Source organism: Corticicoccus populi, assembly GCF_042686195.1.
In the GTDB taxonomy this organism is placed as follows: domain Bacteria; phylum Bacillota; class Bacilli; order Staphylococcales; family Salinicoccaceae; genus Corticicoccus; species Corticicoccus populi.
In genome coordinates this window covers 92,201-116,322 of the sequence record NZ_JBHUOQ010000003.1, presented here as the reverse complement: position 1 = coordinate 116,322, position 24,122 = coordinate 92,201, and the positions used below count along the sequence as shown (strand labels likewise).

Genomic DNA, 24,122 nt, shown 5'->3' with positions numbered 1-24,122 from the left:
AATTCTTCGTGTCGTACCTTATTCTTTCTACCATCCAGACTCTTACTGTCGGCTTCAGACTTTAACTGAATCAGCCATACGATATATACCGTACAGGTCGCGGGCTCTCCTAAGATTACCGCCGGTTGGGAATTACACCCTGCCCCGAAAGAAATAATTACATATTCAGTTGAAAAACTCTAATTAAAATATAGTACATCACTCGGAAAAGTGCAATACATAAAACTCATGATGCAGTTTTAGGAGATACATGTCACTCTGTGAATAACGCCAAAGACTATGTTTAGACCGGCCCTGTATTTCTGAATGCATCAGACAGCACACAGCAAAAATTTTTGAAGATGGTCTTTATTTAACAAAAAATCTTGCGAACGTGGGATAATAAAATCACCAAAGAGATATGGGGGAAATTTCATGCCGAAAGAAAGTAAATCAATGACTGCTTCAAAATCTATAAAAGCCACTCAAGTGTTCCCTGAGCACACAAATCATTTAAATACGATGTTCGGCGGGCATATCATGGCTAATATCGATGAAATTGCCGCCATCACAGCAATGAGACACAGCGAATCCAATGTTGTCACCGCTTCAACCGACTCGGTGGACTTCCTGAAACCCATCCGGACCGGAGACATTGTCACTTATGAAGCTCTTGTGTCCTACGTTGGTTCTTCATCAATGGAAATCTGTGTACAGATCAATGTAGACAACCCGTTCGACGGGACTTCGGAACTTGCGGTTTTAAGTTTTTTAACTTTTGTTGCGGTGGATAAAGACGGTAAAAAAGCAAGCGTCCCGAAAGTTTATCCGACAAATGAAGAGGAAGAATGGCTGTTTAATACTGCCGAAACCAGAGTTCAGCAGCGGATGTCAAAACGTACGGAAAGTAAAAATACTGTCTCATTTCTAAACCAAATTAAAGAACACAAATAAAAGTCAGGGATGCACTCAAATGAATGCATCCCTGACTTTGTTATATACCGACCCATAACAGACAAAGCGGAATGGTGATAATGCTTAAGAGTGTTGTAATCAACGTTGACAGTGATACGAGGTTCGGACTGGTATTAAACTGGATTGCGAGCATTGTTGAATTTGCTGCAACAGGCATTGCATTCAGAATAATAAACACCATCTTCATCGTCTCATCCACCGGCATAAACATGACGAGAACCGCTGCAGCCAGAGGAGAAATAATCATCCTGACAAGAATCACGATACTGATACTGCCTGTGTCAAACTGCTCTTTTTTAATTTCTGCGAGCTGCATACCTAAAATCAGCATTACTACAGGAATGGCGGCATTACCGGTCATTTGGATGATTTCGACCAGTCCGTTATGAAGCGGAATACCGAGCTGTTCAAACAGCACACCTAAAAATGCGCCGTAAATAATCGGCGTTTTAAGTACATTCAACACCGCCTCCCGCATCGGAATCACAGCACCGTTTCCAAGTGAGGCAATTAAAATGCCGATCGTCCCTATGATAAACCCATGAATGACCATCAGTACAATCGCATAATCAAAAGCAAGTGCCCCGAGTGCAAACAGAATCACCGGCGCCCCGTAATTTCCGCTGTTCGGAAATAAAGCCCCGAGCAGCACAGCTGCTGTTTCTTCTCTGTTTTTCCCCACACCTCTCGCGATGAGTACTGTGACTCCCGCTAAAACAAGTGTAATAATCATTGAAAATAAGAACAGATAAAAATAATCCATTGTCAGTGTATTACGGTAAAATGTATCAAATGTGAGGATCGGGATTAATATGTATAACGACATTGATGAGATGGCTTTAATATCCATGCGGAGAAATTTCTGCGCACCAAAACCAATCGCAAAAATCATAAAGACAGGAAGAATAATCATCAGAAGCTGCATTTCATTACCACTTTTCTTTTTTATTAATATCACACATTATAAATCATTTGAGAATAAACACCAACTGTCTGATATTCCCGGCATACTTCTGCTCAGATAAACAGAAAAACAGGCTTCCCCGAAGCGGGGCATACCTGATACTTGAATGATTATATTCATTTACTTCACAGTTTTACAGCTTCCCTCATCTCAGACAGTTCAATTGAACGGCCTTTAGAAAGACGGGACTCCTCAGCTGCAAAGGCCATTAAATGACTCTGCAGGGATTTTTCGATGGATGAATCCATTTCTTCACCGCTGTCCAAAGCCTTGATGAAGCCTCTCATTAAACGGTAGTCCCCGCCGCCGTGGCCGCCGACAGGTGACGGGAGCTTAATAATTTTTTCATGTCCGCTCAGGAAGTCATAAATACTTAATGTGTTGTCAGACATATTGCCTCTGATTTCACCTTTTGTCCCCATGATCTGGCAGATTCTTGTCTGTTCTCTTGTGAATCCGCACATACTGAACGTTGCGGTTGCGCCGCCCTCAAACTCCATATTGACTACCTGATGATCCACAACATTATTGTCATGACGGTATACACATTTACCGTAATCTGTATTCCACAATGCTTCAATAATTTCTTCATCTGTTGTTTCATTGGTGAACTTCCCGGCCCAGCCGCGTCCTTCCCCGAGATAATATCTGCCGGCATGGTACGGACAGCTGTCCGCTGCGGGGCAGCCTTCCAGACAGCGCTTCGGTGCACCTTCCGGTGCATTTTCTTCGTTGAAATGCATCAATGACCCGAAAGATGATACACGTTCACACTTTTTATCAAGGATGAAACTGATAATATCCATGTCATGGCAGGATTTCTGAAGAATCATCGGACTCGATTTTTCTTTATTTCCCCAGTTTCCTCTTACGAAACTGTGTGACATGTGCATGAATTCGACATTCTCATTCAGCTGCACACTCGCGACATCACCGATTTCGCCGCTGTCGATAATCTTTTTAATGGTACTCCAGAATTCAGTATACCGGAGCACATGACATACCGTGATACTGACACCGTTCGCTTCTGCCTTGTCTGCGATTTCAACACATTCCTTAACGTCCGGTGATATCGGTTTTTCGAGCAGGATGTCATAGCCTGCTTCAATGGCCTGAATTACCGGTGCATAGTGCATTTTATCAAGTGTCGTGATAATCGCGGCATCCGCAATTTTCCCTTTTGACAATAACGCTTCATAAGATTCTGCCGCATTTTCATCTTCAATACCGTGGACCTTCTGCATATCTTTTCTGATATACGGATTCGGCTCCGCAACGCCGACAATCGACATTTCAAGCGGATTATTTTCAGCAAACCGGCCGTATACCTTCCGCCCGCGGTCGCCCGCTCCAATGATAATCGCTGTTTTCATAATCTTTCTCCCCCTCGATGAATCTATTATATGCCGCTTCCGTCTGCAGGTGATGCGGTCCGTTCAACAACACTCATCACTTCTCTGATATTTTCGACACCTTTTGTCTCTACCCATTTTTTCGCTGCTTCTTTTCCTTCATTTAAAAATACAGCTGCAGCATCCTTCCAGATCGCTCTGCCGCCGAGAATACCGTTAAAGGAAGATCCCGACTCAGCCGCAAACTTTAATGTGTCGATAAACAGCCCGGTTTCAACACCCGCACTCAGGAAAATAAATGGAACATCCCCAGCCGTACTCTGTGCTTTAAAGAATTCCGCCGCTTCTTCTTTTGAATATACAGCGTCTCCGTCCACACCGAAACCTTCGACATACTTCATGTTTACAGGAACTTCGACCTTCAGCACATCCACATGATATTCAGGCTTTGCATATTCTTTCATCGCACCAATGACTTTCCCCGGCTTCACTGCAGCGTATTCCCTGCCTTTATCATCGGAAATTTCTGCATCATACGTCAGTATCTCAAGGAAATACGGAATATCTTCACCTTTACATTCCGAACCTACCCGGCTGATAAATGCTTTTTTCTCATCATTTACTGCATCCGCTTCATCCACATCGATATATACGAGCAGTTTTACTGCATCTGCACCCGCTTCTTTCAAGCCTCTTACTGACCACTGATTCAGTAAATCCGGTCTTCTGCCGGGTTCCGTTTTATCATACCCGGTTTTCTCATAGGCAAGAAGCACGCCGCACGATTCATCACGCACCTTTGCTGCCGGCAGTCCGTATTCCGGGTCCAGCAGTATTGAAGATGCATGTGCAGTTAAATTTTCCGATACAATACTTTTGAAAGATTCGATGTCTTCGTCCTTAATATCCTCATCCATCATTCGTCTGAGCGCCCCCCGCTGATCAATGGCAAGCGCTGTAATAATTCCTTTGTCATTGGTTAACCTGCTGATGTCTTTCATACTTTCCGTACACTCACTTTCTTAAGTAAATTATGATAATCATTTATATCTATATATCCTGTCGTTTCCTGAACCGCATTTGCTGTCCCTGCAGCCGCCATCGACTGCAGTGCCTGAGTCAGACCGCCCGCTGAATACCCGTGAATAAAGCCCGCCACCGATGCATCACCGGAGCCGACAGTGTTTTTCACTTCCTCCTGCGGAACACTCACCTTAAAACGCCCTGAACTGTTAAAACACTCCAACCCGTCCGCTCCAAGGCTCACTATTAAATGTTCTACGCCATGTGGTCGAACCGGTTCATCTCTGAACAATGCCGCCGCTTCTTCACGGTTTGGTTTAATCATAAATATTTCTATATCTTCTTTTAATACTTCCTTTAAAATATCTGCGTTCACATCCACAATGACTTTAATCTTTTTATCATTCAGCCGCCGGATAATATCGCCGTAAATACTGACGGGAATCCCTGCTGCGAGGCTGCCTGAAATCACAGCAAAGTCAATATCATCATACTGTTCAATCTTTCTAAGCAGTACTTCAGCATATTCAAAAGGAACAGTGTCACTTTCTTCAAGCAGTTCTGTATGACTGCCGCCGGACGCGATATTAATACAGTTACGGGTGTTCATCGGTACGTCGACAAAATCCCTGGTAATGCCGCTTTCTTCAAGCAGCGACTTAATAAACTCTCCATTCGGACCGCCGAGAAAGCCGGTCGCTGTAACGTTTAAACCGAGTATATCTGCAACATTCGATACATTCAGTCCTTTACCCCCGGCAGTCTTTGACACTTTGGCCACACGGTGGACATTTCCAATTTCAAAAGTATCTGTACAATATAAAATATCGACCGATGGATTCAATGTCACCGTTAAAATTTTATTTGTCATAGTCATACAGTGTCACGCCTTCAACTACTCTGTTGATAAAGCCGTCAGGACTCGGTTCGTCCGGATTAATTGATAATTGGTGGGACTTCATACATGCCAGAAGTTGGCCGAACAGTAAATATATCAGTGACAGTTCAAATCCTGAATATTCGGTCCCCGTCTCAAGCACCCTGCAGTTTTCATTTAAATCATCAGGAAGCAGAGATTTTGACGGTGTAATAATCACTTTATAATAATGATTAAATGCTGTAACCTCACTCGTGATATCCCGTTCATACTGATGAATATATGACTGATCTGTCTTCGAGTAGAGCTGGATAAACAACGCCCCTTCAGTCAACGCTGCTTTCGGACCGTGTCTGAATCCGAGGGTTGTTTCCCGGCTGACATCGATTCTGCCGCCGGTCAATTCATTCATTTTCAATGAAGTTTCCCGGGTCATCTCTGAATTCACACCGGTACCGACATAAAATATTTTCTTAAAGTCATCTTTTAATACTTCAGCCGCAAAGGTTTCTACTTTTGAAAAAGTCTCTTTAAGGTCATTGGTGAATGAACCGCTGAGCTCTGTATCAAACAGTGATGCCGCCGCAATCAGCATAGTAGAGAAACTGCTTGTCATTGCGAGAGAGCGGTCATTTGTTTCCTCTGGAAGAATGATTTTGACTGCCTCCCCCTCATACCGTGCAAGGTAGCCGTCTTTATTATTAGTCACAAATACGTGAGAAATATCTGCTGAAAGCTGGTCGGCAAGTGTTACTGTGCCTTTCGTTTCCGGGCTGTTACCGGAACGGGCAAAAGAGAATAATATAATATTATCTCCGTCCTTAAAATATTCTTCCGGTTCAGTCACAATATCTGTCGTCGCTGCAGCGTGGAAGGAAATATCCCCGGACGTCTTTAACATCCGTGACAGAATATCCCCGACATATGCCGAAGTCCCTGCACCTGAAAAATAGATTTTCAAATTTCCTTTTTTCTTTTTCTCCGAAACAAGTGCTTTAAATTTTTCTTTTACATCTGCTGCCTGGACAGCTTCAGGCCAGAATGTCTGCTGCTGCATGATTTCTTTATACGTATACGTGTCATATAAGTTCATCCTTTTAATCCTCCAGTGGTAATGTTGTTATAACCAGTATACTATAAATAAAAGTAGAACTAAATAAGCTCTACTGTATACTTATATTTATCTCCTGCTACAATGCTTCTTGTATACTCGATAATGTGCCCGTCCGCATATGCAAAACGCTGAATATACATCGCAATATCATCTATTTCTCTTTTAAGAAGACCCGCTTCCTCTTTATACACCTTTGTTGCTTTCAAAGTTTCATAGGACTTATCAATTTCAATACCGTATTCCCTTTTCAAAGTCTGATACAAAGACACTTTGCTGAAATTAAACCGGTCCATCTCCGGAGCAATGGCTGCCGGGATATAGCTGTACTCCAAAATGAGCGGTACACCGTCCGCCGATCGGAGCCTCGACAGTTTATATACCGCCGTATTGAGCGGCAGTGCCATCTTTTCATGCAGATATTCATCCACATGAACCAGCTCAATATCCAGCATTTTAGTCGTCGGGATCTCACCGCTCTTTTCAATTTCATCTTTGAAACTGTATAAATTATCAAGCAGCTGATTATACTGTGACGGCAGCACATAGGTCCCGACACCGTGCTTCCTGACAATGACCCGCTGATCCTGCAGCAGTTCAAGCGCCTGACGGATGGTGATGCGGCTCGCCTGAAATGCATTACATAAATCCCGTTCCGACGGCAGCCGGTCCCCTTCCTGATATGTACCATTATCAATCTGCCGTCTGATTTCCCGGGCTACTTTTGCATATAAATGAACACCGTCTTTCATGATGTCACCTCCAATTGGTTATTACCAGTTAAAGTTTAATAATTAACACTATTATACCAATTATCAGTACGCTGTAAAAATTAAAAAGTGACAATACTGTATTAAATTCTTTACAGCATTGTCACAATAATACTTAATGGTTAATCTGTGCATTAAACAGCATATCATTTTTCTCTGTAATCGCATATCCTTTTGAAAATATTCTGCGAAGTGTACGGTTAATGGCATTTTTAGGATAGCGTCCTTTGTAATTCGTCTTTTTCGCCCAGGTAAATGTATCTGTAAACTGGGGATGATTTTTATCTTTCAGTATTTCATACTTTTCTTCAAATTCAGTAATACTGCCGAGTCCCTCAATGACAATTGGTCCGCTGTACTCCACAACTTCCGGAATACTCTCTTCAACTGCCGCATAACCCATCAGCTCCACACGGTGCTTCCACTCACTGTTATAATCATAAAGATAAGTAATCTCCCCCTCTGTAGTCAAGAACATATCCACCTGTGTCATGCTGGCCTCAAGGAGCTGTTTCGACGTTACTACATCATCACTGCTGTATACTCTGACTTCATGATCATTCATTATGAATTTTGCCGGCGCTTTAGACTCCCAGCCGAATACATTTTGAATAATAATATGAAATTCATAGAAGTTTAACCGTGTCGGAATCAGTATTTCCCTGTAAATCGGCTCAATCGTTCCGACAAGCGTCACTTTTATCCGGAGCGCATTATAGCCTTCCTCCAGATATTTGCTGCCTGTTTCACGCATTTTACTTCTGCGTCTCGCTTCAATTTCCGTGAAGTTTGTTTCCCTGATAGTCTTCAGTACCTCATAAGGTGTCACACCAAAACTGTTTTCAAGTCTGATGACCAGTCCGGAATTAAATAAATCCTCATTCAAATCAGCGCCGTTATAAAGCGGAATATCATTTTCAGCATGTATTTTAATCAGTTGATAATTTTCATCCGATAATTGAATCAAAAGACGCGCCACCACACTCGTATTCGTCAGACTTTCAGATGCACCTTTTACAAATGCTTCTTTATGCAGTGCACTCGGTACATACGACAGTGCTTTTGATATATCTTTCAATTGATTAATCCTTACACTCCTGAGCAGCTCTTCAATCGGCAGTTCTGCATAGGATAAGAGAATCTCTCTTTTAACAGGACCAATACTGTCCGACCAGTCCATCAACTGATTATTTTTATTCAATTCTTTGACCAGATTTCTGACCGTACTTTCAAGGATAACCCCCCGGCCGTTTCCTGCTTCAATCAACAGCCAGTATTTAATCAGAAACGGATAGCTATTTAAATCATAAGGTACCGTGTAATATCCTTCTTTTGAAGGAAGCGATTTCAAATGATTGAGCAGCTCTGTCTCTTCTGCCGATAACTCTTCAACTGCCCATGATAAAAAGTACGGGTTTTCCATATCTCTTTTTCTATACAATGTGAATTCATCGACAGAATGGTAATTACGGCCTTGTTCCCGGCATATTTTCTCAAGTGCATCTGCAGTGATAAATTGACTATAGAAATGATTAACCTCCATAAAACCCCCTACTTTCCTCATTGTATTCCGCTTAATAATAATTTACCATAAAATCTGTATATTCTCTACAAACTATTGAAAATTTTCAGTATATTTAAATACTTATCGAATTTCCAATATTTTTAATAACTGTCACCTTTCTTTCAGAAATTAATTTCTGTCACTCAGTTTTCCGGTTCAGATGATATAATGTTCTAGACAAATAGAGAGAGGATAATAAATATGAACTCAGGATATACTTCGGAAAAAGAAATACAGGTACTTTATGCAGATACAGATATGATGGGTGTCATTTACCACGGCAGCTATATTAAATGGCTCGAGCTCGGCCGGATGCAGTTAATCGAAGATGTCGGATATGATTATATTGCTATGGAAAGAGAAGGATATTTTGCGCCGGTTTATAATGTGAATATCACTTATAAAAAATCACTGCGTTACGGAGACAGAGCTTTCGTCAAAACATGGGTGGCTGAAAACACCGGTATGAAAACGATATACGGCTTTCAAATAGTTAACGGTGACGGGGAATTATGTACAGAAGGTACGACCACTCATATTGTTGTAAAGAAAGTAAATGATGAATTTAAACCTGTCGCGTTCAAACGAACATTCCCGGAATGGTTCCAAAAATACGAACAGATCAAAATTAAATAATTTAAATATTCATATAAAATAGAATTTTTAATTGCTGATACAGGATTACGGTGTATAATTATAATCAGGTGATGTATAATGACAAATAAAAATTCTAGATCTACAGACAACGGTACTAAAGAATTCAGTGTTTTTTCCGCTTTAATACCATTATTTATTATGATTTCCGCAATGATGGTGGCAATTATTATTTTAGAAGCAGATCCTCACGTACCATTAATTCTCGGAACAATCACAGGAATCATCGTCGCACTTGTTCACGGCTTTAAATGGAAAGAGACAGAGGAAATGTTGTATAAGGGTATTACACTCGCCCTGCCTGCGATTGTAATCATTATGCTCGTCGGTCTCGTAATCGGCTCATGGATCGGCGGCGGCGTAGTTGCCACAATGATTTATTATGGATTAATGATTATTGATCCGACGTATTTTCTGCTCACTATCTGTATTATTTGTTCTATCGTATCTCTTGCGATCGGCAGCTCCTGGTCCACCATGGCAACCGTCGGTGTTGCCGGCATGGGTATCGGAATGAGCATGGGAATTAATCCCGCAATTATTGCAGGGGCGGTCATTTCCGGATCATACTTCGGTGATAAAATGTCACCGTTGTCCGACACGACTAACCTCGCGGCCGGTTTAACGCATACAGATTTGTTTGAACATATCAGACATATGCTGTATACAACGATACCCGGACTGATTATTGCTTTAACGGTTTTCTTTTTCATCGGCAGAAGTTCAGCAGCAGCAGGTGCTTCACCAGAAGAGATTTCTTCTATGATGACAGCTATGCAGGAGAACTTTGTAATTACACCCTGGCTGCTTCTCGTACCACTCGCTGTTATCTTATGTATCGTAATTAAGTTCCCGGCACTTCCGGCACTCGGCATCGGTATTACTCTCGGTTTTCTCGCCCAGATTTTCATCCAGGGCGGCAGCACGGCAGAAGCTATGTCGACATTAATGGACGGCTTTGTAATCGAGACCACCAATGAAATGGTTAACAGCTTATTTAATGCCGGAGGCTTAATGAGCATGATGTATACTGTATCACTGACCATTGTGGCAATGACATTTGCCGGAGTACTTGAATATTCAGGTATGCTGAAAGCATTAATGAACCAAATTTTAAAAATTGCTAAAGGTACATTCGGTCTTATCAGCGCAACGGTTCTGTCAGCCATTGCTACCAACGCGACGTGTTCAGAACAGTATATTTCCATCGTTGTGCCCTCGCGTATGTATTTAAGAAGTTTCATTGAAAACAATCTTCATACTAAAAACCTGTCACGTTCACTGGAAGACGGCGGGACACTTACTTCCGTATTCTTCGCATGGAACACATGCGGTGTATTTATCTACGGCACCCTCGGTGTCGCGGTTTGGGAGTATGCACCGTATGCCGTACTGAACTACTCTGTACCGGTCATTGCACTTATACTTGCTGCAACCGGTATCGGTATTCAAAAAACAACTGATGCTGAAAAGAAAGCACTGCTTGATGAAATTTACAATGACGAAACAAAGACAGCAGCAGAGTAAATTAAATGATAAAGCCTGTGTGACTGGTGAAATTCACTGCCGGAAATACAGGTTTTTTTATGTCTGAATCATTCTGCCGCCCGCTGCCATGTATAAAACTATCGGCATCATCTGACAACAAAAAGCGTATTTCAAGTGATCACTTGAAATACGCTTTTTCTGATATTACTTATATTATACCCTGCATTCTTAAAATAATTTCTGCAATGATTGCTGAACCCAGGTATGTACCGATGATGACAAACATACCAATGATGATTGTCTTCCATCCGAGTTTCGCAAAATCGGTCCACGAACGGCCGATTGAAATTCCAGCATAGGCAAGGATTGGTGTCGCGATTGCAAGTACATTAACATGTGATGTCCATTCGACAATTTTTTCCTGTCCCGGAACACCAGGGAGGGTGATGACAAGGGCGATGATACCAACATATGCGATACTCGGCAGTTTTTTGAAGCCTATCGCCTTATGAAGAATTAATCCAACTAAGCTTAATGCGATTAACACAAGTATTCCCGGCACTGCATCAAGCGGCATCACTTCATACCCGAGCCAGTTACCGATGATGACCATAAAACCGACAATGATAAATAATAATACCCATTCCTGTATACTTTTCAACATCGTCATTCCACCCCTTTACCGGCTTTTTTATTTCTGAACTTATCCAGTATCTCATACAGTTTCACTGTCAGCGGAAGTCCAACAAGGATACTCATATACAAACCTGTAACTGTTGTCAAAAGGTTACTCGCCCCTGAAAATGCAGTAATTGTATCTGCCATTTCAGGAAACCCTGCAACAAGCGGTCCAAGTGCAGCTGCCGTCATACTTCCGCTGCCGACGCCTGTCGCCATCGCAAATGCATACGGATGGATTGGTGTCACAGTGGCAAAAAAGCCTGACGCAAGTCCGATAAAAATAGATCCGAACACCGTACCAAAAATATAAATAGCCATCACACCGCGTCCCTCAGGTGATGATAAGCCGTATTTATCTGTAATTAAAGCCAGGTTCCCTTCACGTCCGATTGAATGCGTCATACCAATCGCTTCTCTTTTTAAACCGAGCATGACCGCAATCGGAAGGGCAACAAGTATTGTTCCAAGATTCCCAAGCTCCTGTAATACCAGTGCCGGTCCCGCTTCAAGAATAATACCGATTTCAGGTCCTGCCTGTACACCGAATTTCGCAATCAGCAATGTTACGGATATAAACACCAGCGGCTCTGCGTTCAATGACTGTTTCTCTGAAATGATCGGTGTAAAATATAAAATAATACCAATCACCACTGCATATAACATTGGTAATAATAAAATAACACCGGGTCCTACCTGTATTTGAAAGGTGCCTATATATTCTGTCAGTGCTACAATCCCAAGTACGATGATATGCAGCCGCCAGTCCTTCCATAATTTCGGTATCTGCTCTGCCATACTGTCATCCCCTTAAACTTTATGATTTCATGAATCATTATTATTATTATCAGAAAACTGATTCTTATAATATATCACAATAATCAGATAACTAAAGTGTTTTTTTAAATTTCTTTTATTAAAACGTTTTCTTTATTACATGGTGAATGACAGAACTGTCCAAACCGCCGAAGCCCTGCCGGGCACAGGATTCTACCAGATGATTCACTTCATCACTGAGGGCATCCCCTAAAGCTCCGCTGTCCTTAAGTCTTTTATACAACCCTGTGTCTTTTTTTAAATTGTCCAAAGAAAATTTCACATTGTCATATGATTCATCAAGCATATTAACGCCGAACACATCCATCACTTTCGATGCTGCCGAGCCGTTTTGAAATATACCGGCAAGCGTCCTCTCATCCACACCATTTTCTCTGCCGACAGCAAGTGCTTCACCGATAAGAGAAACAATACCGGCGACAACCATGTTATTGCACAACTTCGCCACCTGCCCCGAGCCGCTCTCACCTACGTACTGAATATTTTTCCCGATCACATCCAGAACCGTCTTTACTTCTTCAAACTGTGCTTCATCACCGCCTGCCATTACAGTCAGCTCCCCGCGTACAGCACCTTCCGGACCACCGCTTAAAGGACAGTCAAAAAAATGAACATCTTTTGCCGCTGCCGCCTGGTGCATTTCCCGAGTGTACTCCACATCATTCGTACTCATATCAAGAATAAAGCTTCCCCGCTTCATATGATCAATCAGTCCATCCTCCCCGGCAACAATCGTCCGAATTAACTCCGGCGATGCCAGTGAAAGTATGACAAAGTCAGACACACCTGCAAGTTCCTGAATGGACACTGCCCCTTTGGCACCTTTTTCTTTCAGCGCCTCAACAGCTGATGCATTAATGTCATAGACATAGACAGTGTCTTTATTTTTCAAATAGTTTCCGGCTATTCCGCTGCCCATCAGACCACAGCCGATAATTCCTATATTCCCCATTCCATAACACTCCCTATGCTTTAATATAGACTGTTTTATAATCCGTCCAAAAATCAAGTGCTGTTGAACCCTGCTCTCTCGGACCGAGGCTCGAGGCTTTTTTGCCGCCGAACGGATACTGATTCTCAAAATAGTTTGAAGGAATGTTAACATGTGTGACACCTGTTTCAATACGTTTAACAAAGTCCATCGCCTTATTCAAATCATTCGTGTAAATAGTGGAAGACAGACCGAACGCACTGTCGTTTGCCGTCTCCAGTGCTTCTTCGTAGGAATCCACAACAATGACCGCAATGACCGGCGCAAATATTTCTTCTTTAAAAATATTCATATCACGCGTCACACCTGTCAGTACTGTCGGTGCGACAAAATAACCTTTGTCCCTGCCGTCACTTAACAGCTGCTCCCCGCCGCAGGCAATAACAGCCCCTTCTTCCTTTGCAGACTGGATGGAGTTCAAATATAAATTCAGCTGGTTTTCATCAATATACGCTCCGTTATCCGCATCTTCATCAAAACCGTCCGCCACTTTAAGACTCTCCGCACGTTTAGTCAGTTTTTCAATTACTTCTTCTGCAATGGAACGGAGGATAATCAGGCGGCTCGTACCGGTACAGCGCTGACCGTTATCCATAAACCCGCTCACGACAAGATTTTCCACAGTCTCATCCAAATCCGCATCTTCAAGTACTATAGACGCATTTTTTCCGCCCATTTCCGCCTGTACTTTACCACCGCGGCCGTGAACCGCCCTGCCGAGTGCGAGACCAACTTCAGTTGACCCTGTAAAAGACACCGCCTTAATTTTCGGATGATCTCCAATCAACTTACCGATAATACTTCCGGAACCTGTGACCATGTTAATCACGCCTTTAGGTACGCCGGCCTTCTCAAACAGCTCAATAATTTTCACACTGATCAGTGAGGTGTTGCTCGCCGGTTTGAAAAGAACCGTATTTCCGGCCGTAATGGCAGGTGCAATTTTCCAGATCCCAATACCGAGCGGGAAATTATAAGGTGCAATCACACCGACAGTGCCTAAAGGCTCTCTGACTGTATAGGCAAAAATGTCCGCATCCTGAGACGGCACCGTTTCTCCCTTCAACCGTGTTGCTTCACCGCTGAACTGTTCCATGGCCTCAATCGTTTTATTTACTTCACCGAGTGCACTTTTATATGTTTTGCCGACTTCCTTAGTGATGATTTCTGCAAGTTCACCTTTGTTTTCTTCAAGCAGCTGAATCAGTTTAAATAAAACCTTCCCGCGTTTCGGTGCAGGTACCATGGACCATGATTTAAATGCCTGCTCACATACTTCAACTGCTTCTTCTACATCTTCAGCAGAAGAATATTGAAATTCACCGAGCACTTCATTTTTATCCGCCGGATTGATACTTGTATATGTCTTTCCTGACTTTGATTCTGTCCATTCTCCGTCGATATAATTATAATATGTTTTTGTCATATATATCCCTCCATTCAGTAATTATAATATTCTAAAAATTCAAAGTAAATAAAAGTCCTGACTCACACAAAGAAGCTCTGCACTTTACAGCAGAGCTTCTTACTTTTATTTTACGATTCTGTTTTTGCGGTCAATTCACCGGCAGTCTGTACCCGCTTCAGCTTAATCGCTGTAAAAATTAATATAAAGCTCAACACTGCACAAGCTGCCGTCATGTAAATGACACCGTTCCAGCCGGAATAATTCCAAAATACACCACCGAGTGTTGCGATGACTGCAGATCCGCTGTAATAAAAGAATAAATACAGCGAGGATGCCTGGGCCTTATGACCGTCTGCATTCTCTCCGACGAGCCCGCTCACAATTGAATGTGACAGGAAGAAGCCGTATGTGAAGAGACACATCCCAATGATAATGGCAGCCATATTCGGTATGAACAGCAGTATAATTCCGAGACTTAAAATACCGAGACCTGTATAAATCGATTTAACCTTACCGAGCCGCGTCACAATGGTGCCTGTCAACGCCGAACTCACTGTTCCGATGAGCAGAATCAGGAATATCCAGCTGACTAATGACTGGCTGAGACTGTACGGAGCTCCCAGCAGGACAAATGTGACATAACTGAAAAGTGCCATGTTGATTCCCAGTAACAAAAAGCCGATGCCGTATAAACACAGCAGAACAGGATTTTTCAAGTGATGAATTAAATAGCCGGCAAGTGCTTTAATATTCAATTCTTCTGCAGTGAAATGTCTCGACGGTCTCAGACTTTTGATGAATACGATTGTCGCAGCCATGCTGATCAGACCGATGACGAGAACTGCCGCCTGCCAGTTAATCATGTCACCGAGAATTCCGGATAATACACGACCGAAAACAGCACCAAGGGAGTTACCGCTGATATACAGACCCATCGCCAGTGCGAGACTCCGCGGATGAATTTCCTCACTGATATATGCCATGGCAATCGAAGGAACTCCGGCAAGTGCCACACCCTGAAGCGCCCTCAACACGAGCAGACTTTCAAAATTCGGACTGAATGCAGTCAAAATACAGAGTACAGACGCAGCAACCATTGAAATAATCATGATATTCTTTCTGCCGAGTGCCTCTGACAATGAGCCGAATATCAGCATGCTGAGTGCAAGAGTCAATGTGGTTAATGTCAGTGAGAGACTGGATACTGATGCATCAACATTATATTTTTCAACAAAGATAGGGAGCAGTGGCTGGGCTGCATACAGAATGGCAAATGTGTTAAAACCCGCTGCAAAGAATGCAAAGGCAGTACGTCTGAATTCCGGTGTTCCACGTTCTATATAATCCTGATACATTATAATGATTCTCCTCATTTATATTGCTTTTAATGGTAGCATCCGCTTATCATTAAGTAAAATGCATTATTTTTATATTATTCATGCATTAAACGCATAAAGGAGATGATTCATTGTGGATATTCAACAATTAAAGTATTTTAAAACCGTGGCGGAAATCGGACATATTACAAAAGCAAGCGAAAAATTGTCTATATCCCAGTCCGCCTTGAGCCGTTCTATTTCAAATTTGGAACATGAACTCGGTGTCCCTTTATTCTCAAGAAAAAACAGGCGGATAGAGCTGAATGCTTTTGGTAAAGTAATGCTCTTCAGAACGAATAATATGCTGTCCGAGCTTGCACAGGGGGAACGTGAAATTTCAGAAATGCTTGACCCGAACACCGGAAGCACCTCATTCGGCTTCCTTCACACTCTTGCCACAAGCCATATTCCTGAAATCATCTCAGAATTCCAAAAACAATTCCCGGATATTGAACTTCAGTTAAAGCAGGGACCTTCCCACTACATCAGCAGATTAATCGCAAAAGAAGAGGTGGATCTGGCACTCATCTCACCGATTAATCTTGAAAAATCTGTTGTATGGCAGAAGCTGTGGGAAGAACCTATGTATCTCGTGGTCCCAAAAGATCATAAGCTTTCAAAACGGCGTTCCGTAAAAATTAATGAACTGCAGGAAGAAAAATTTATTATGTTGAAAGAAGGATTTTCATTAAGAGAGATTTCCAACCGCTTATTTGAGCAGGCTGGAATACAGCCTGAAATTACATTCGAGGGAGAGGAATTGAATACTATCGCAGGATTAATTTCAGTCGGACTCGGCATTTCCATTATGCCTGAGATTAAAGAGATAGAAACAAACGGCCTTGTGACCATTCAGATTGAGGATGACAACAGCTTAAGAATGATCGGCCTCGGATGGAAGGAAAACCACTATCTTTCCCCGGCATCACGAAGATTTAAAGAATTTTTGATGTCCTTGAATGTAGAGAATTATTAAAGGTAAAGAAGCGTACCGTGAAAGCAGCACGCTTCTTTATCATTATATGTTATTTTTAAAACGGCCAGATCATTGGAACCACTATGACACAAATAATCAGCTGTATGACAAGGAACGGAAATCCGCACTTGATATAATCCATAAATGTATAGTTACCGGGACCGTATATCATAGTATTCGGAGGTGTTCCGATCGGAGATGCATAGGCAGCAGATGCTCCGACTGCTACAGTCATCATCACGGCTTTCGGATCTGCACCGATACTCACTGCAAGCACAAGACCGATCGGCGCCATCAGAGCTGCCGCTGCTGTATTGGACATTACCGACGTCAGTAATGCTGTAATACAGAATATAATACCTGTCAGTACATACGGACTGGCGTCACCACCGACTATCCCCAGTACAGAATCTGCAATCATGTTTGCAGCACCTGTTTCACCGAGTGCAGTAGCCATCGGCATCATTGCCGCTACTAAAATAATCGTAGAGAGGTCCAGTGAACGGTAAGCCTGTTTTTCTGTCATTGTTCTTGTGACTACCAGTACTACAGCCCCCATGATGGAAACGACATGAAGCGGTACACCAATCTGTTCCTCAAAAACCATAAAGATGATTGCAATAATGAGGACAGCTACTGACATGAATTGTTTAACAGGCGTGTGATTTTCGTTTTTTTCTTCATTTTCAATTTTACTAAGATCCAAATCACCAATCATTGTCCCGCCTTCACGGTCGGGAATTAATTTATAACCGATGGTCATCATATAAATAATACCGACAATCGTCAACGGTATACCGATATAAGCAAACTCAAAAAACCCGAATACCGGTACATTTTCATTTTCCATGACACCCTGCACCGCAAGGTTTCCATTTGTACCGACAAGTGTAATCATTCCTCCAAGAGCAGTTGCATAAGCCAGCGGCATCAATAATTTGGAACTTGAGAAACCGCTTGATGCAGCAATCATTATAACAATCGGCATCAGCACTGCTGTAGTACTTGTGTTGGACAGGAATGCAGAAAGACCGGCACCAATTAACATAATTGCAAGCAGCAGCTGTTTCTCGGTCTTGGCGAATTTTGTAATTAATTGACCGATTTTTTTCGCTACACCTGTTTCAAATAAAGATGCGCCGATAACAAACATCCCTGTTATCAGAATGACAACATTATTTGTAAATCCAGAGAATATTGTTTCTGCATCAACAACGCCGGTAATATACAGCAATAGCGCAGATAAAAGCGCCGTTACTGCTACAGGCAGTTTTTCCGTTAAAAATAATATTGCAGCCAGTAACAGAATAAGCAGTGTGATAACTGCTGGTGACATAGACATCACTCCTCAAATTTTATCGTTTACCCCATTTTTTCTCTACACGTTCAACATACTCGGAGCATAAACCAACATATTCTTTTGGATTTAAATGATTTCTTATTTCTTCATTTGACAAGTGTTCGGTAATTTTTGAATTCTCAAGAGCTACATCAACTAAATGTCTATCACTTTCAAAAGCCTCCATAGATGCCTCATACACAATATCGTGTGCCACCTGTCTGCCGACATGTTCACCAAGCTTTAACATTAAATTCTCCGATACTATTAGTCCTTTAAGAAGATTTAAGTTTTTTTCCATATTATCTTCATGAACAATAAACCGCTCCAAAATGCCCTGCATCTGTTCCAAAGCACCGCTTGTTAAAATAGAAATCTGTGGAATATACGACCATTCAGTTGTCCAGAATGTCATATCACGCTCATGTTCCTGAATCATCGCATCAAAACCGAGAGAGGCGCTCCGTTGAACCACTCTGACCAAACCAACCACATACTCGCAGATCATCGGATTTCTTTTATGCGGCATTGTACTGCTGCCGATCTGTCCATCCTTGAACCCTTCTTCAATTTCACCTATTTCTGATTTCTGCAGATTAATAATCTCATTGGCAATCTTACCTACAGTTCCTGCAATCATCGCCAGAGTGCTTGAATACTCTGCAAAACCATCTCTTTGTACATGCCATGTAATGACAGGCTGCTTCAATCCGAGATTCTTACTGAAAAATTCCTGAACTTTCAAACCGTCATTCCCAATAGATGCAAGCGTACCTGCCGCACCACTGAAAGAGCTCATCAAATACCTGTCTGCACCGGTTTCCAACCGTTCAATATGCCTGCCGATTTCATCTGCCCAAATTGCGATCTTATATCCCAGTGTGACTGGGAGTGCATGCTGGCCGTGAGTCCGTCCTGCCATTATCGTATTCTTATATTTTTCTGCATGATTTAACAATGTCGTTAAAAAACGTTTTAACTGTTTTAATAAAATACTGTGTGCTTCTTTAATCTGCAGGACAACCGCAGTATCCATAATGTCCTGGGTCGTTGCACCCCAGTGAATATATCCGCCTTCTCTCCCTCCGACAGCTTCTGTAAACTGTCTGATTTGAACAATCAGAGGATGCGTTGTATCCACAATCCCCTCACGGATAAGTGTTTTGTCAAACAACTCATAATCAGCTTTTTCCGTAATTTTTTCTGCTGCATCCTTCGGTATGAGCCCCGCCTCTGCTTCTGCCTGTGCAAGAGCAGACCATGAATCGAGCCATTTCTGCATTAAAGACTCATCAGAAAAAACTGAACGCATTTCTTCCGAGACAAATATTCCCCTGTAAATATCCGAATCAATGACACTTGATATCATAAAATCATCCTCCTATTCAGGAAATCGTTTTCCTTTAAAATAAAAATAAATAAGGAAATCGTTTTCCTTTGTGTATTTACACTTTAAAGCGTTTTCATTTATTTGTCAAATGTATTTTGAAAAAAACACATATTATTTATATAATTATATAAAGTGAAAAGATTGGTGGAATGTAAAAATGACTACAATTAAAGATGTGGCAAAAAGAGCCGGCGTGCACCCTACAGTCGTCTCCAGAGTGCTGAATAAAGACCAGACATTAAAAATTAAAGATTCCACACGTGAAAGAATTTTGGAAACTGTTAAGGAATTAAATTATTTCCCAAACCGCTCTGCTCAAAATCTCAAACGCAATGAAACAAAAATGCTCGGTATGGTAATTCCCGATTTTGCCAATCCCGTTTATTCCGAAATTATCCACGGGGCAGAAGACCAGGCAGCAAAAGAAGGATATAACTTAATGGTCTACAGTATGAAACAAAAAGGAACCGAACATAATAAATTTTCTCATTTAATTGAAGGCAGGACCGACGGGCTGCTGATTGCCATCTCGGAATCTGAAGATCAGGAAATAGTCGAATTACAAGAATCAAAGAAACCTTTTCTGCTGATTAACAGAATGATCCCGGGCATTAATCACTACGTTGTACTTGATGATGAATTTGCCGGAAAGTTAGCCACTGATCATCTAATCCAGCTCGGTCACAGAAAAATAGCTCATATTACTGGTCCGTTTGATACAGGGACAGGTAAAACCCGTTTTAACGGTTATAAACAGGCAATGCATTCGAATGAACTCGAAATCCTTAACGACTATGTTCAGGAAAGTTCCTACAGTATAGAAAGCGGCTACTCGGCAATGAAAAAGCTGCTTGCTTTAAAAGAACCGCCGACTGCAGTATTTGCAGGGAGCATCCTTGCAGCACTCGGTGCGATGCGGGCAGCATATGAGGCAGGAAGAACAATTCCAAATGATTTTTCTCTGGTGAGTATCCATGATGTGCCTTTTGCCGACGCACTGCAGCCCCCTCTGACAACCATAAAGATGCCTTTGTATGAGATGGGGCAGGAAGCAGTCAAAAACCTGGTCCAGCTTATTAAAAAAGATACCCAGTCCACCCACCTGACAATTAATGGTGCCGAACTGATTAAACGGAACAGTACTGCAGAGCTGCTGTCAGAGAAGTAAATATAAAAACAGACTGAGTACGACGGATTTATTTACCGTACTCAGTCTGCTTTTCTTAATAACTATGCTACTCTGCCACTTCATCAAAGTAGTAGTGTTCAAATCTAATCGCTTCTTTTTTATTAAAATCATACTTTCTCAGAGCATCTGCACTTTGAAGGTATGCATCCAGTGAGTCTGACAACATTAAATTTACAGGTGCTTTTTCGGGATCTTTTTCCTGATAGAGTACGACAAACTTTTCTTTTGCCTTCGCATACCCAATTTCAAATGCTGTCCCTGCATCTACAAATTTTTCTTCATAATCATGCACTGCGACAATAGCATCACACCACTCGACATGCTTAATATCATTATTATATACTGCCTCACGCCATTCATCAGAACCATGCTTCAAATGTTCAACCTGTTGCGTTCTTGGGGAGAATACTTCAGTCACTGTCGGATTTTCCGCCAATGCTTCCTCCACTCGTTTCACTCTTTCCACCTGTTCCTGATCAAAAAAAGGACTGCCTAAATAAATTTTCAATGTAATCACCTTTCCTAACGAATTTCTTCAGTATAAAGTTAATGATACTACATATCCCCTGCACTCCGAAATCCTATTTCTCCATGGTTTTCGCCATAATCGTACCGATTAGAAGTGCCCACACCGGTGCACTCACATAAAATATCGTCACACCGGATATTGAAATAATGAATGTAAATACTGCACTCATCATGTATTTCGGGTCTGAGAAGCTTGTTTTTAGGGTGGAGCCGAACACACCGAGCAGAACAAAACCGACAAGTATTGCCGTCAAGCTGTCAGGGAGGTCTAAAAGCAGCGGGACAATCGCCCATGCAAAAATACCTGCGATGAGAAGGATTCCGCTGCAGACTACAGCTGCGACATACCTTTTATCTTTATCCCCCGCTTCTTCATCCGACGCTATAATTGTCATCATTCCGGCTGCATTGGCAGACTGTCCGCCAAAGAAAGCAGCTGCGATTGAAGCAATTCCAGTTGCCGTCAGCATACGGTTCGTCGGCACTTCATATTCCTGTCTCTCGAGTGCACCGACAGCAGGTGTAATGTCATTGCTCAAAATAAGTATGGCAAGCGGGATTGATATGGACAAGGCGCCGATCAGTGAGAATGACGGGATCTCAAACACAGGCATAACTGCCTCTGTCCCTATACTCACACTTCCCCAGTCACTTAAAATAATGAATAACACAAGGCTCGTTATTACCGCACCAAGCATCGGTGGTATCCTTAAGTCCCATTTTATCAACATGAAAAATACAATTAATGCCGGGATGCCAATCATCGGCAGTTCCTGCACCGCCGGAATAAGACCGACGACATATGTAGTAATAATCCCTGCCAGCATGGCAGACAGTATCTCTTTTGGTATCCAGCTCATCACTTTTTTGAAAGCCCCTGATATTCCAAATAATAAAATAATCAGTCCGGTAATAATATATGCCCCGACCAGTTCCGGCAGTGTAAAGTGTGGTGTTACTGTCACTAAAAATGCTGCGCCTGTGATAGAGTGCGCCCCGACAACCGGTATTCTGTAATACATTGACATCACAATACCGAGAACAGCACCGAAAAACAGTACTGCATATGCCCAGGAAATTGTTTCAGCGTATGAAAATCCGCCGGCCGAAGCTGCTTCAATCACCATAATTGTCGGGCCGAAAATCCCAAGTGTACCCGCAATGATTCCGCTTGATATATTTTTCCTGCTGCTGTCTTTAATCAGATTTCTATCTGTACTGTACTTCATATAACTACCTTCATTCGTTAAATTCTGTAACCGGATATGACTTATTAAATATCTGTGCGAGCCTTTTATTAATCGCACGTTTCGGGTAGCGGGTTCTGTAGTTCAGACTGTGTGCTTTCTGATAAATTGGAATATATGACCCATGTCCGGGGTCATTAAGCACGTTTAACACATACCCGAGTTGATCTATACCGCCAATATTATCCACCGGTACCGGTCCGCTGTAGGCAGTAATCTGCGGCATTTTCCGGTCAATATTAATCAACCGCTTCAATGACACGTTCACACTGTAACCGGCACCCGGATTATACTCATAAACGAGCCGTCCGGAGTTGTCAAAAACCGCATCAATCTGAGTGTAACTCGCAATCATAGAACGGAACTCTCCGCTGTTCCGGGCTTCAAACTCCGTACTGTATATACGAATATTTTCTGCATCAAAATAAGAATCTGAATTAATTTTCCACCCCATGGCTTCTTTAATGACACGTTCGAATTCATAAAAATTCATGCCTGTCGGCATGTAGACTTCCCGGATAATATCACTGTCTTCAAAAGGGATCTTAAGTTCCAGATGGTAGGCATTGTAATCATCGACATGAAGATGCATTTCATGTGCTCTTTCCTGATCCAGTTTCTTAAAATCTATTTTTTTCAAAGTGTTCAATACATCCTCATGCATCGCCAGATAATCCCTCGACACTTCCACCAGAAGACCCGTCTTTTTCGCAGCAGCCCAGCGCGAATGCTTTCTGTAAATATTCAAGCTGTTTTTCACATGACTGCAGATGACCTGATATTCGTTTTCTTCAATCGTTAAAAGTGCACGCTTTAAATATTCAGGATTGGTTAAAAGCGGTGTTAACTGCTTAATATAATCTTCTTTGTAGCGGCCGTCCGGCTTCACATTCAGTCTGGACAGTATTTTTCTAAGCTCTGTAAACTTAAAATTATTATAAAACCAGTATATCGGCCCCGTATAAATCTCCTTAAGCTGTGACAGCTCATACTCTGGCAGTGCATCTTCACCTTTAACATACATATCTTGAACCGGCAGAATTCCGGAGGCGGCAGAAGCCTGATATAAGGCGCTGACGATATCACTGTGAATCATGCCGGCATTGTTCTCATCCTCTAAAATGAACTGCGCATCAACCAGTGCCGCATATGATTCAACATTGTAGTTTACCCTGTACAACATTTCATCATCCGGTGTACTTTGATATAAGTTCTTAATCAATTTAGTTTCGGTGACTGACATATGCCGGGCAATATTAAAAAGCCGGGATTCATCACTGATTTCCTGCATTTTGAAATCAATAAACGATTCCTGACTGTCAAAAGACGCTGCATTGATTAAATTCGCCCTGACAATTTCATGCTCTAATGTATAGCGTTCAAAAAATGTTCTTAAATCCATA

General features: G+C 42.1%; 22 protein-coding genes and 1 riboswitch. Of the genes, 5 read left to right on the top strand and 17 right to left on the bottom strand.

Annotated features, from left to right (window positions below):
- Positions 1-18: 18 nt before the first annotated feature.
- Positions 19-156, bottom strand: a riboswitch (FMN riboswitch).
- Between the two features lie 258 nt (positions 157-414).
- Positions 415-933: an acyl-CoA thioesterase gene (locus tag ACFSX4_RS08870; RefSeq protein ID WP_377773732.1), complete on the top strand. Its 519-nt coding sequence runs from the start codon at positions 415-417 to the stop codon at positions 931-933.
- Between the two features lie 40 nt (positions 934-973).
- Here the strand turns inward: ACFSX4_RS08870 and ACFSX4_RS08865 are convergent, their stop codons facing one another.
- From ACFSX4_RS08865 to ACFSX4_RS08835, 7 genes are all read right to left on the bottom strand, one after another.
- Positions 974-1,879, bottom strand: a complete 906-nt coding sequence (locus ACFSX4_RS08865) for an AEC family transporter (protein WP_377773730.1) — start codon at positions 1,877-1,879, stop codon at positions 974-976.
- Between the two features lie 164 nt (positions 1,880-2,043).
- The gene (locus ACFSX4_RS08860) at positions 2,044-3,291 is read right to left on the bottom strand and encodes a Gfo/Idh/MocA family protein (protein WP_377773728.1); all 1,248 of its coding nucleotides are present in this window, start codon (positions 3,289-3,291) and stop codon (positions 2,044-2,046) included.
- Between the two features lie 26 nt (positions 3,292-3,317).
- Positions 3,318-4,271: a tagatose 1,6-diphosphate aldolase gene (locus tag ACFSX4_RS08855; RefSeq protein ID WP_377773726.1), complete on the bottom strand. Its 954-nt coding sequence runs from the start codon at positions 4,269-4,271 to the stop codon at positions 3,318-3,320.
- Positions 4,268-5,170 (bottom strand): 1-phosphofructokinase family hexose kinase, encoded by a 903-nt coding sequence (locus tag ACFSX4_RS08850; protein ID WP_377773724.1) that lies wholly within the window; start codon positions 5,168-5,170, stop codon positions 4,268-4,270. The genes ACFSX4_RS08855 and ACFSX4_RS08850 overlap by 4 nt, the downstream gene beginning before the upstream one ends.
- Positions 5,154-6,263 (bottom strand): SIS domain-containing protein, encoded by a 1,110-nt coding sequence (locus ACFSX4_RS08845; protein ID WP_377773722.1) that lies wholly within the window; start codon positions 6,261-6,263, stop codon positions 5,154-5,156. The genes ACFSX4_RS08850 and ACFSX4_RS08845 overlap by 17 nt, the downstream gene beginning before the upstream one ends.
- 59 nt (positions 6,264-6,322) lie before the next feature.
- Positions 6,323-7,033: a GntR family transcriptional regulator gene (locus tag ACFSX4_RS08840; RefSeq protein WP_377773720.1), complete on the bottom strand. Its 711-nt coding sequence runs from the start codon at positions 7,031-7,033 to the stop codon at positions 6,323-6,325.
- A gap of 133 nt (positions 7,034-7,166) precedes the next feature.
- Complete coding sequence (locus tag ACFSX4_RS08835) at positions 7,167-8,594, bottom strand: plasmid pRiA4b ORF-3 family protein (protein ID WP_377773718.1); 1,428 nt, start codon at positions 8,592-8,594, stop codon at positions 7,167-7,169.
- A gap of 222 nt (positions 8,595-8,816) precedes the next feature.
- Here ACFSX4_RS08835 and ACFSX4_RS08830 point away from each other — a divergent pair, with 222 nt between their 5' ends.
- Positions 8,817-9,251, top strand: coding sequence for an acyl-CoA thioesterase (locus ACFSX4_RS08830; protein WP_377773716.1), 435 nt, complete (start codon positions 8,817-8,819; stop codon positions 9,249-9,251).
- Between the two features lie 78 nt (positions 9,252-9,329).
- A complete protein-coding gene (nhaC, locus tag ACFSX4_RS08825) occupies positions 9,330-10,796 on the top strand; it encodes a Na+/H+ antiporter NhaC (RefSeq protein ID WP_377773714.1) in 1,467 nt (488 codons plus the stop codon).
- Between the two features lie 169 nt (positions 10,797-10,965).
- Here the strand turns inward: nhaC and ACFSX4_RS08820 are convergent, their stop codons facing one another.
- The 5 genes from ACFSX4_RS08820 to ACFSX4_RS08800 form a co-directional block, all read right to left on the bottom strand.
- The gene (locus ACFSX4_RS08820; RefSeq protein WP_377773712.1) at positions 10,966-11,421 is read right to left on the bottom strand and encodes a hypothetical protein; all 456 of its coding nucleotides are present in this window, start codon (positions 11,419-11,421) and stop codon (positions 10,966-10,968) included.
- Positions 11,422-11,423: 2 nt separating this feature from the next.
- Positions 11,424-12,233: a DUF3100 domain-containing protein gene (locus tag ACFSX4_RS08815; protein WP_377773710.1), complete on the bottom strand. Its 810-nt coding sequence runs from the start codon at positions 12,231-12,233 to the stop codon at positions 11,424-11,426.
- Positions 12,234-12,351: 118 nt separating this feature from the next.
- Positions 12,352-13,224 (bottom strand): NAD(P)-dependent oxidoreductase, encoded by an 873-nt coding sequence (locus ACFSX4_RS08810; protein ID WP_377773708.1) that lies wholly within the window; start codon positions 13,222-13,224, stop codon positions 12,352-12,354.
- A gap of 13 nt (positions 13,225-13,237) precedes the next feature.
- On the bottom strand, positions 13,238-14,689 hold the full coding sequence (locus tag ACFSX4_RS08805) for an aldehyde dehydrogenase family protein (protein ID WP_377773706.1): 1,452 nt from the start codon (positions 14,687-14,689) through the stop codon (positions 13,238-13,240).
- A 110-nt stretch (positions 14,690-14,799) separates the two neighbouring features.
- Entirely contained in the window at positions 14,800-16,026 is a 1,227-nt protein-coding gene (locus ACFSX4_RS08800) for an MFS transporter (protein ID WP_377773704.1), read from the bottom strand.
- 115 nt (positions 16,027-16,141) lie between these two features.
- Here ACFSX4_RS08800 and ACFSX4_RS08795 point away from each other — a divergent pair, with 115 nt between their 5' ends.
- Positions 16,142-17,026, top strand: a complete 885-nt coding sequence (locus tag ACFSX4_RS08795; RefSeq protein ID WP_377773702.1) for a LysR family transcriptional regulator — start codon at positions 16,142-16,144, stop codon at positions 17,024-17,026.
- Between the two features lie 55 nt (positions 17,027-17,081).
- Here the strand turns inward: ACFSX4_RS08795 and ACFSX4_RS08790 are convergent, their stop codons facing one another.
- Positions 17,082-18,362 carry an SLC13 family permease gene (locus tag ACFSX4_RS08790; protein WP_377773700.1) on the bottom strand — a complete coding sequence of 427 codons (1,281 nt, stop codon included), beginning with the start codon at positions 18,360-18,362 and terminating at the stop codon, positions 17,082-17,084.
- A gap of 19 nt (positions 18,363-18,381) precedes the next feature.
- Positions 18,382-19,734, bottom strand: a complete 1,353-nt coding sequence (purB, locus tag ACFSX4_RS08785; RefSeq protein ID WP_377773698.1) for an adenylosuccinate lyase — start codon at positions 19,732-19,734, stop codon at positions 18,382-18,384.
- A 178-nt stretch (positions 19,735-19,912) separates the two neighbouring features.
- Here purB and ACFSX4_RS08780 point away from each other — a divergent pair, with 178 nt between their 5' ends.
- The gene (locus ACFSX4_RS08780) at positions 19,913-20,923 is read left to right on the top strand and encodes a LacI family DNA-binding transcriptional regulator (protein ID WP_377773696.1); all 1,011 of its coding nucleotides are present in this window, start codon (positions 19,913-19,915) and stop codon (positions 20,921-20,923) included.
- 67 nt (positions 20,924-20,990) lie between these two features.
- On the opposite strand, the gene ACFSX4_RS08775 is transcribed toward ACFSX4_RS08780, so the two are convergent.
- The 3 genes from ACFSX4_RS08775 to ACFSX4_RS08765 all read right to left on the bottom strand — a co-directional run bounded on the left by ACFSX4_RS08775 (position 20,991) and on the right by ACFSX4_RS08765 (position 24,121).
- Positions 20,991-21,452 carry a nucleoside 2-deoxyribosyltransferase gene (locus tag ACFSX4_RS08775; protein WP_377773694.1) on the bottom strand — a complete coding sequence of 154 codons (462 nt, stop codon included), beginning with the start codon at positions 21,450-21,452 and terminating at the stop codon, positions 20,991-20,993.
- A 73-nt stretch (positions 21,453-21,525) separates the two neighbouring features.
- Positions 21,526-22,701, bottom strand: coding sequence for a benzoate/H(+) symporter BenE family transporter (locus tag ACFSX4_RS08770; protein WP_377773692.1), 1,176 nt, complete (start codon positions 22,699-22,701; stop codon positions 21,526-21,528).
- A gap of 10 nt (positions 22,702-22,711) precedes the next feature.
- A complete protein-coding gene (locus ACFSX4_RS08765; RefSeq protein ID WP_377773690.1) occupies positions 22,712-24,121 on the bottom strand; it encodes an IS1096 element passenger TnpR family protein in 1,410 nt (469 codons plus the stop codon).
- Position 24,122: the final 1 nt, after the last annotated feature.

What these genes read in the sequence shown, in the direction of transcription:
- ACFSX4_RS08870 (WP_377773732.1), top strand. Translation starts at nt 415, where the DNA reads ATGCCGAAAGAAAGTAAATCAATGACTGCTTCAAAATCTATAAAAGCC.
- ACFSX4_RS08865 (WP_377773730.1), bottom strand. Translation starts at nt 1,879, where the DNA reads ATGCAGCTTCTGATGATTATTCTTCCTGTCTTTATGATTTTTGCGATT.
- ACFSX4_RS08860 (WP_377773728.1), bottom strand. Translation starts at nt 3,291, where the DNA reads ATGAAAACAGCGATTATCATTGGAGCGGGCGACCGCGGGCGGAAGGTA.
- ACFSX4_RS08855 (WP_377773726.1), bottom strand. Translation starts at nt 4,271, where the DNA reads ATGAAAGACATCAGCAGGTTAACCAATGACAAAGGAATTATTACAGCG.
- ACFSX4_RS08850 (WP_377773724.1), bottom strand. Translation starts at nt 5,170, where the DNA reads ATGACTATGACAAATAAAATTTTAACGGTGACATTGAATCCATCGGTC.
- ACFSX4_RS08845 (WP_377773722.1), bottom strand. Translation starts at nt 6,263, where the DNA reads ATGAACTTATATGACACGTATACGTATAAAGAAATCATGCAGCAGCAG.
- ACFSX4_RS08840 (WP_377773720.1), bottom strand. Translation starts at nt 7,033, where the DNA reads ATGAAAGACGGTGTTCATTTATATGCAAAAGTAGCCCGGGAAATCAGA.
- ACFSX4_RS08835 (WP_377773718.1), bottom strand. Translation starts at nt 8,594, where the DNA reads ATGGAGGTTAATCATTTCTATAGTCAATTTATCACTGCAGATGCACTT.
- ACFSX4_RS08830 (WP_377773716.1), top strand. Translation starts at nt 8,817, where the DNA reads ATGAACTCAGGATATACTTCGGAAAAAGAAATACAGGTACTTTATGCA.
- nhaC (WP_377773714.1), top strand. Translation starts at nt 9,330, where the DNA reads ATGACAAATAAAAATTCTAGATCTACAGACAACGGTACTAAAGAATTC.
- ACFSX4_RS08820 (WP_377773712.1), bottom strand. Translation starts at nt 11,421, where the DNA reads ATGTTGAAAAGTATACAGGAATGGGTATTATTATTTATCATTGTCGGT.
- ACFSX4_RS08815 (WP_377773710.1), bottom strand. Translation starts at nt 12,233, where the DNA reads ATGGCAGAGCAGATACCGAAATTATGGAAGGACTGGCGGCTGCATATC.
- ACFSX4_RS08810 (WP_377773708.1), bottom strand. Translation starts at nt 13,224, where the DNA reads ATGGGGAATATAGGAATTATCGGCTGTGGTCTGATGGGCAGCGGAATA.
- ACFSX4_RS08805 (WP_377773706.1), bottom strand. Translation starts at nt 14,689, where the DNA reads ATGACAAAAACATATTATAATTATATCGACGGAGAATGGACAGAATCA.
- ACFSX4_RS08800 (WP_377773704.1), bottom strand. Translation starts at nt 16,026, where the DNA reads ATGTATCAGGATTATATAGAACGTGGAACACCGGAATTCAGACGTACT.
- ACFSX4_RS08790 (WP_377773700.1), bottom strand. Translation starts at nt 18,362, where the DNA reads ATGTCACCAGCAGTTATCACACTGCTTATTCTGTTACTGGCTGCAATA.
- purB (WP_377773698.1), bottom strand. Translation starts at nt 19,734, where the DNA reads ATGATATCAAGTGTCATTGATTCGGATATTTACAGGGGAATATTTGTC.
- ACFSX4_RS08780 (WP_377773696.1), top strand. Translation starts at nt 19,913, where the DNA reads ATGACTACAATTAAAGATGTGGCAAAAAGAGCCGGCGTGCACCCTACA.
- ACFSX4_RS08770 (WP_377773692.1), bottom strand. Translation starts at nt 22,701, where the DNA reads ATGAAGTACAGTACAGATAGAAATCTGATTAAAGACAGCAGCAGGAAA.
- ACFSX4_RS08765 (WP_377773690.1), bottom strand. Translation starts at nt 24,121, where the DNA reads ATGGATTTAAGAACATTTTTTGAACGCTATACATTAGAGCATGAAATT.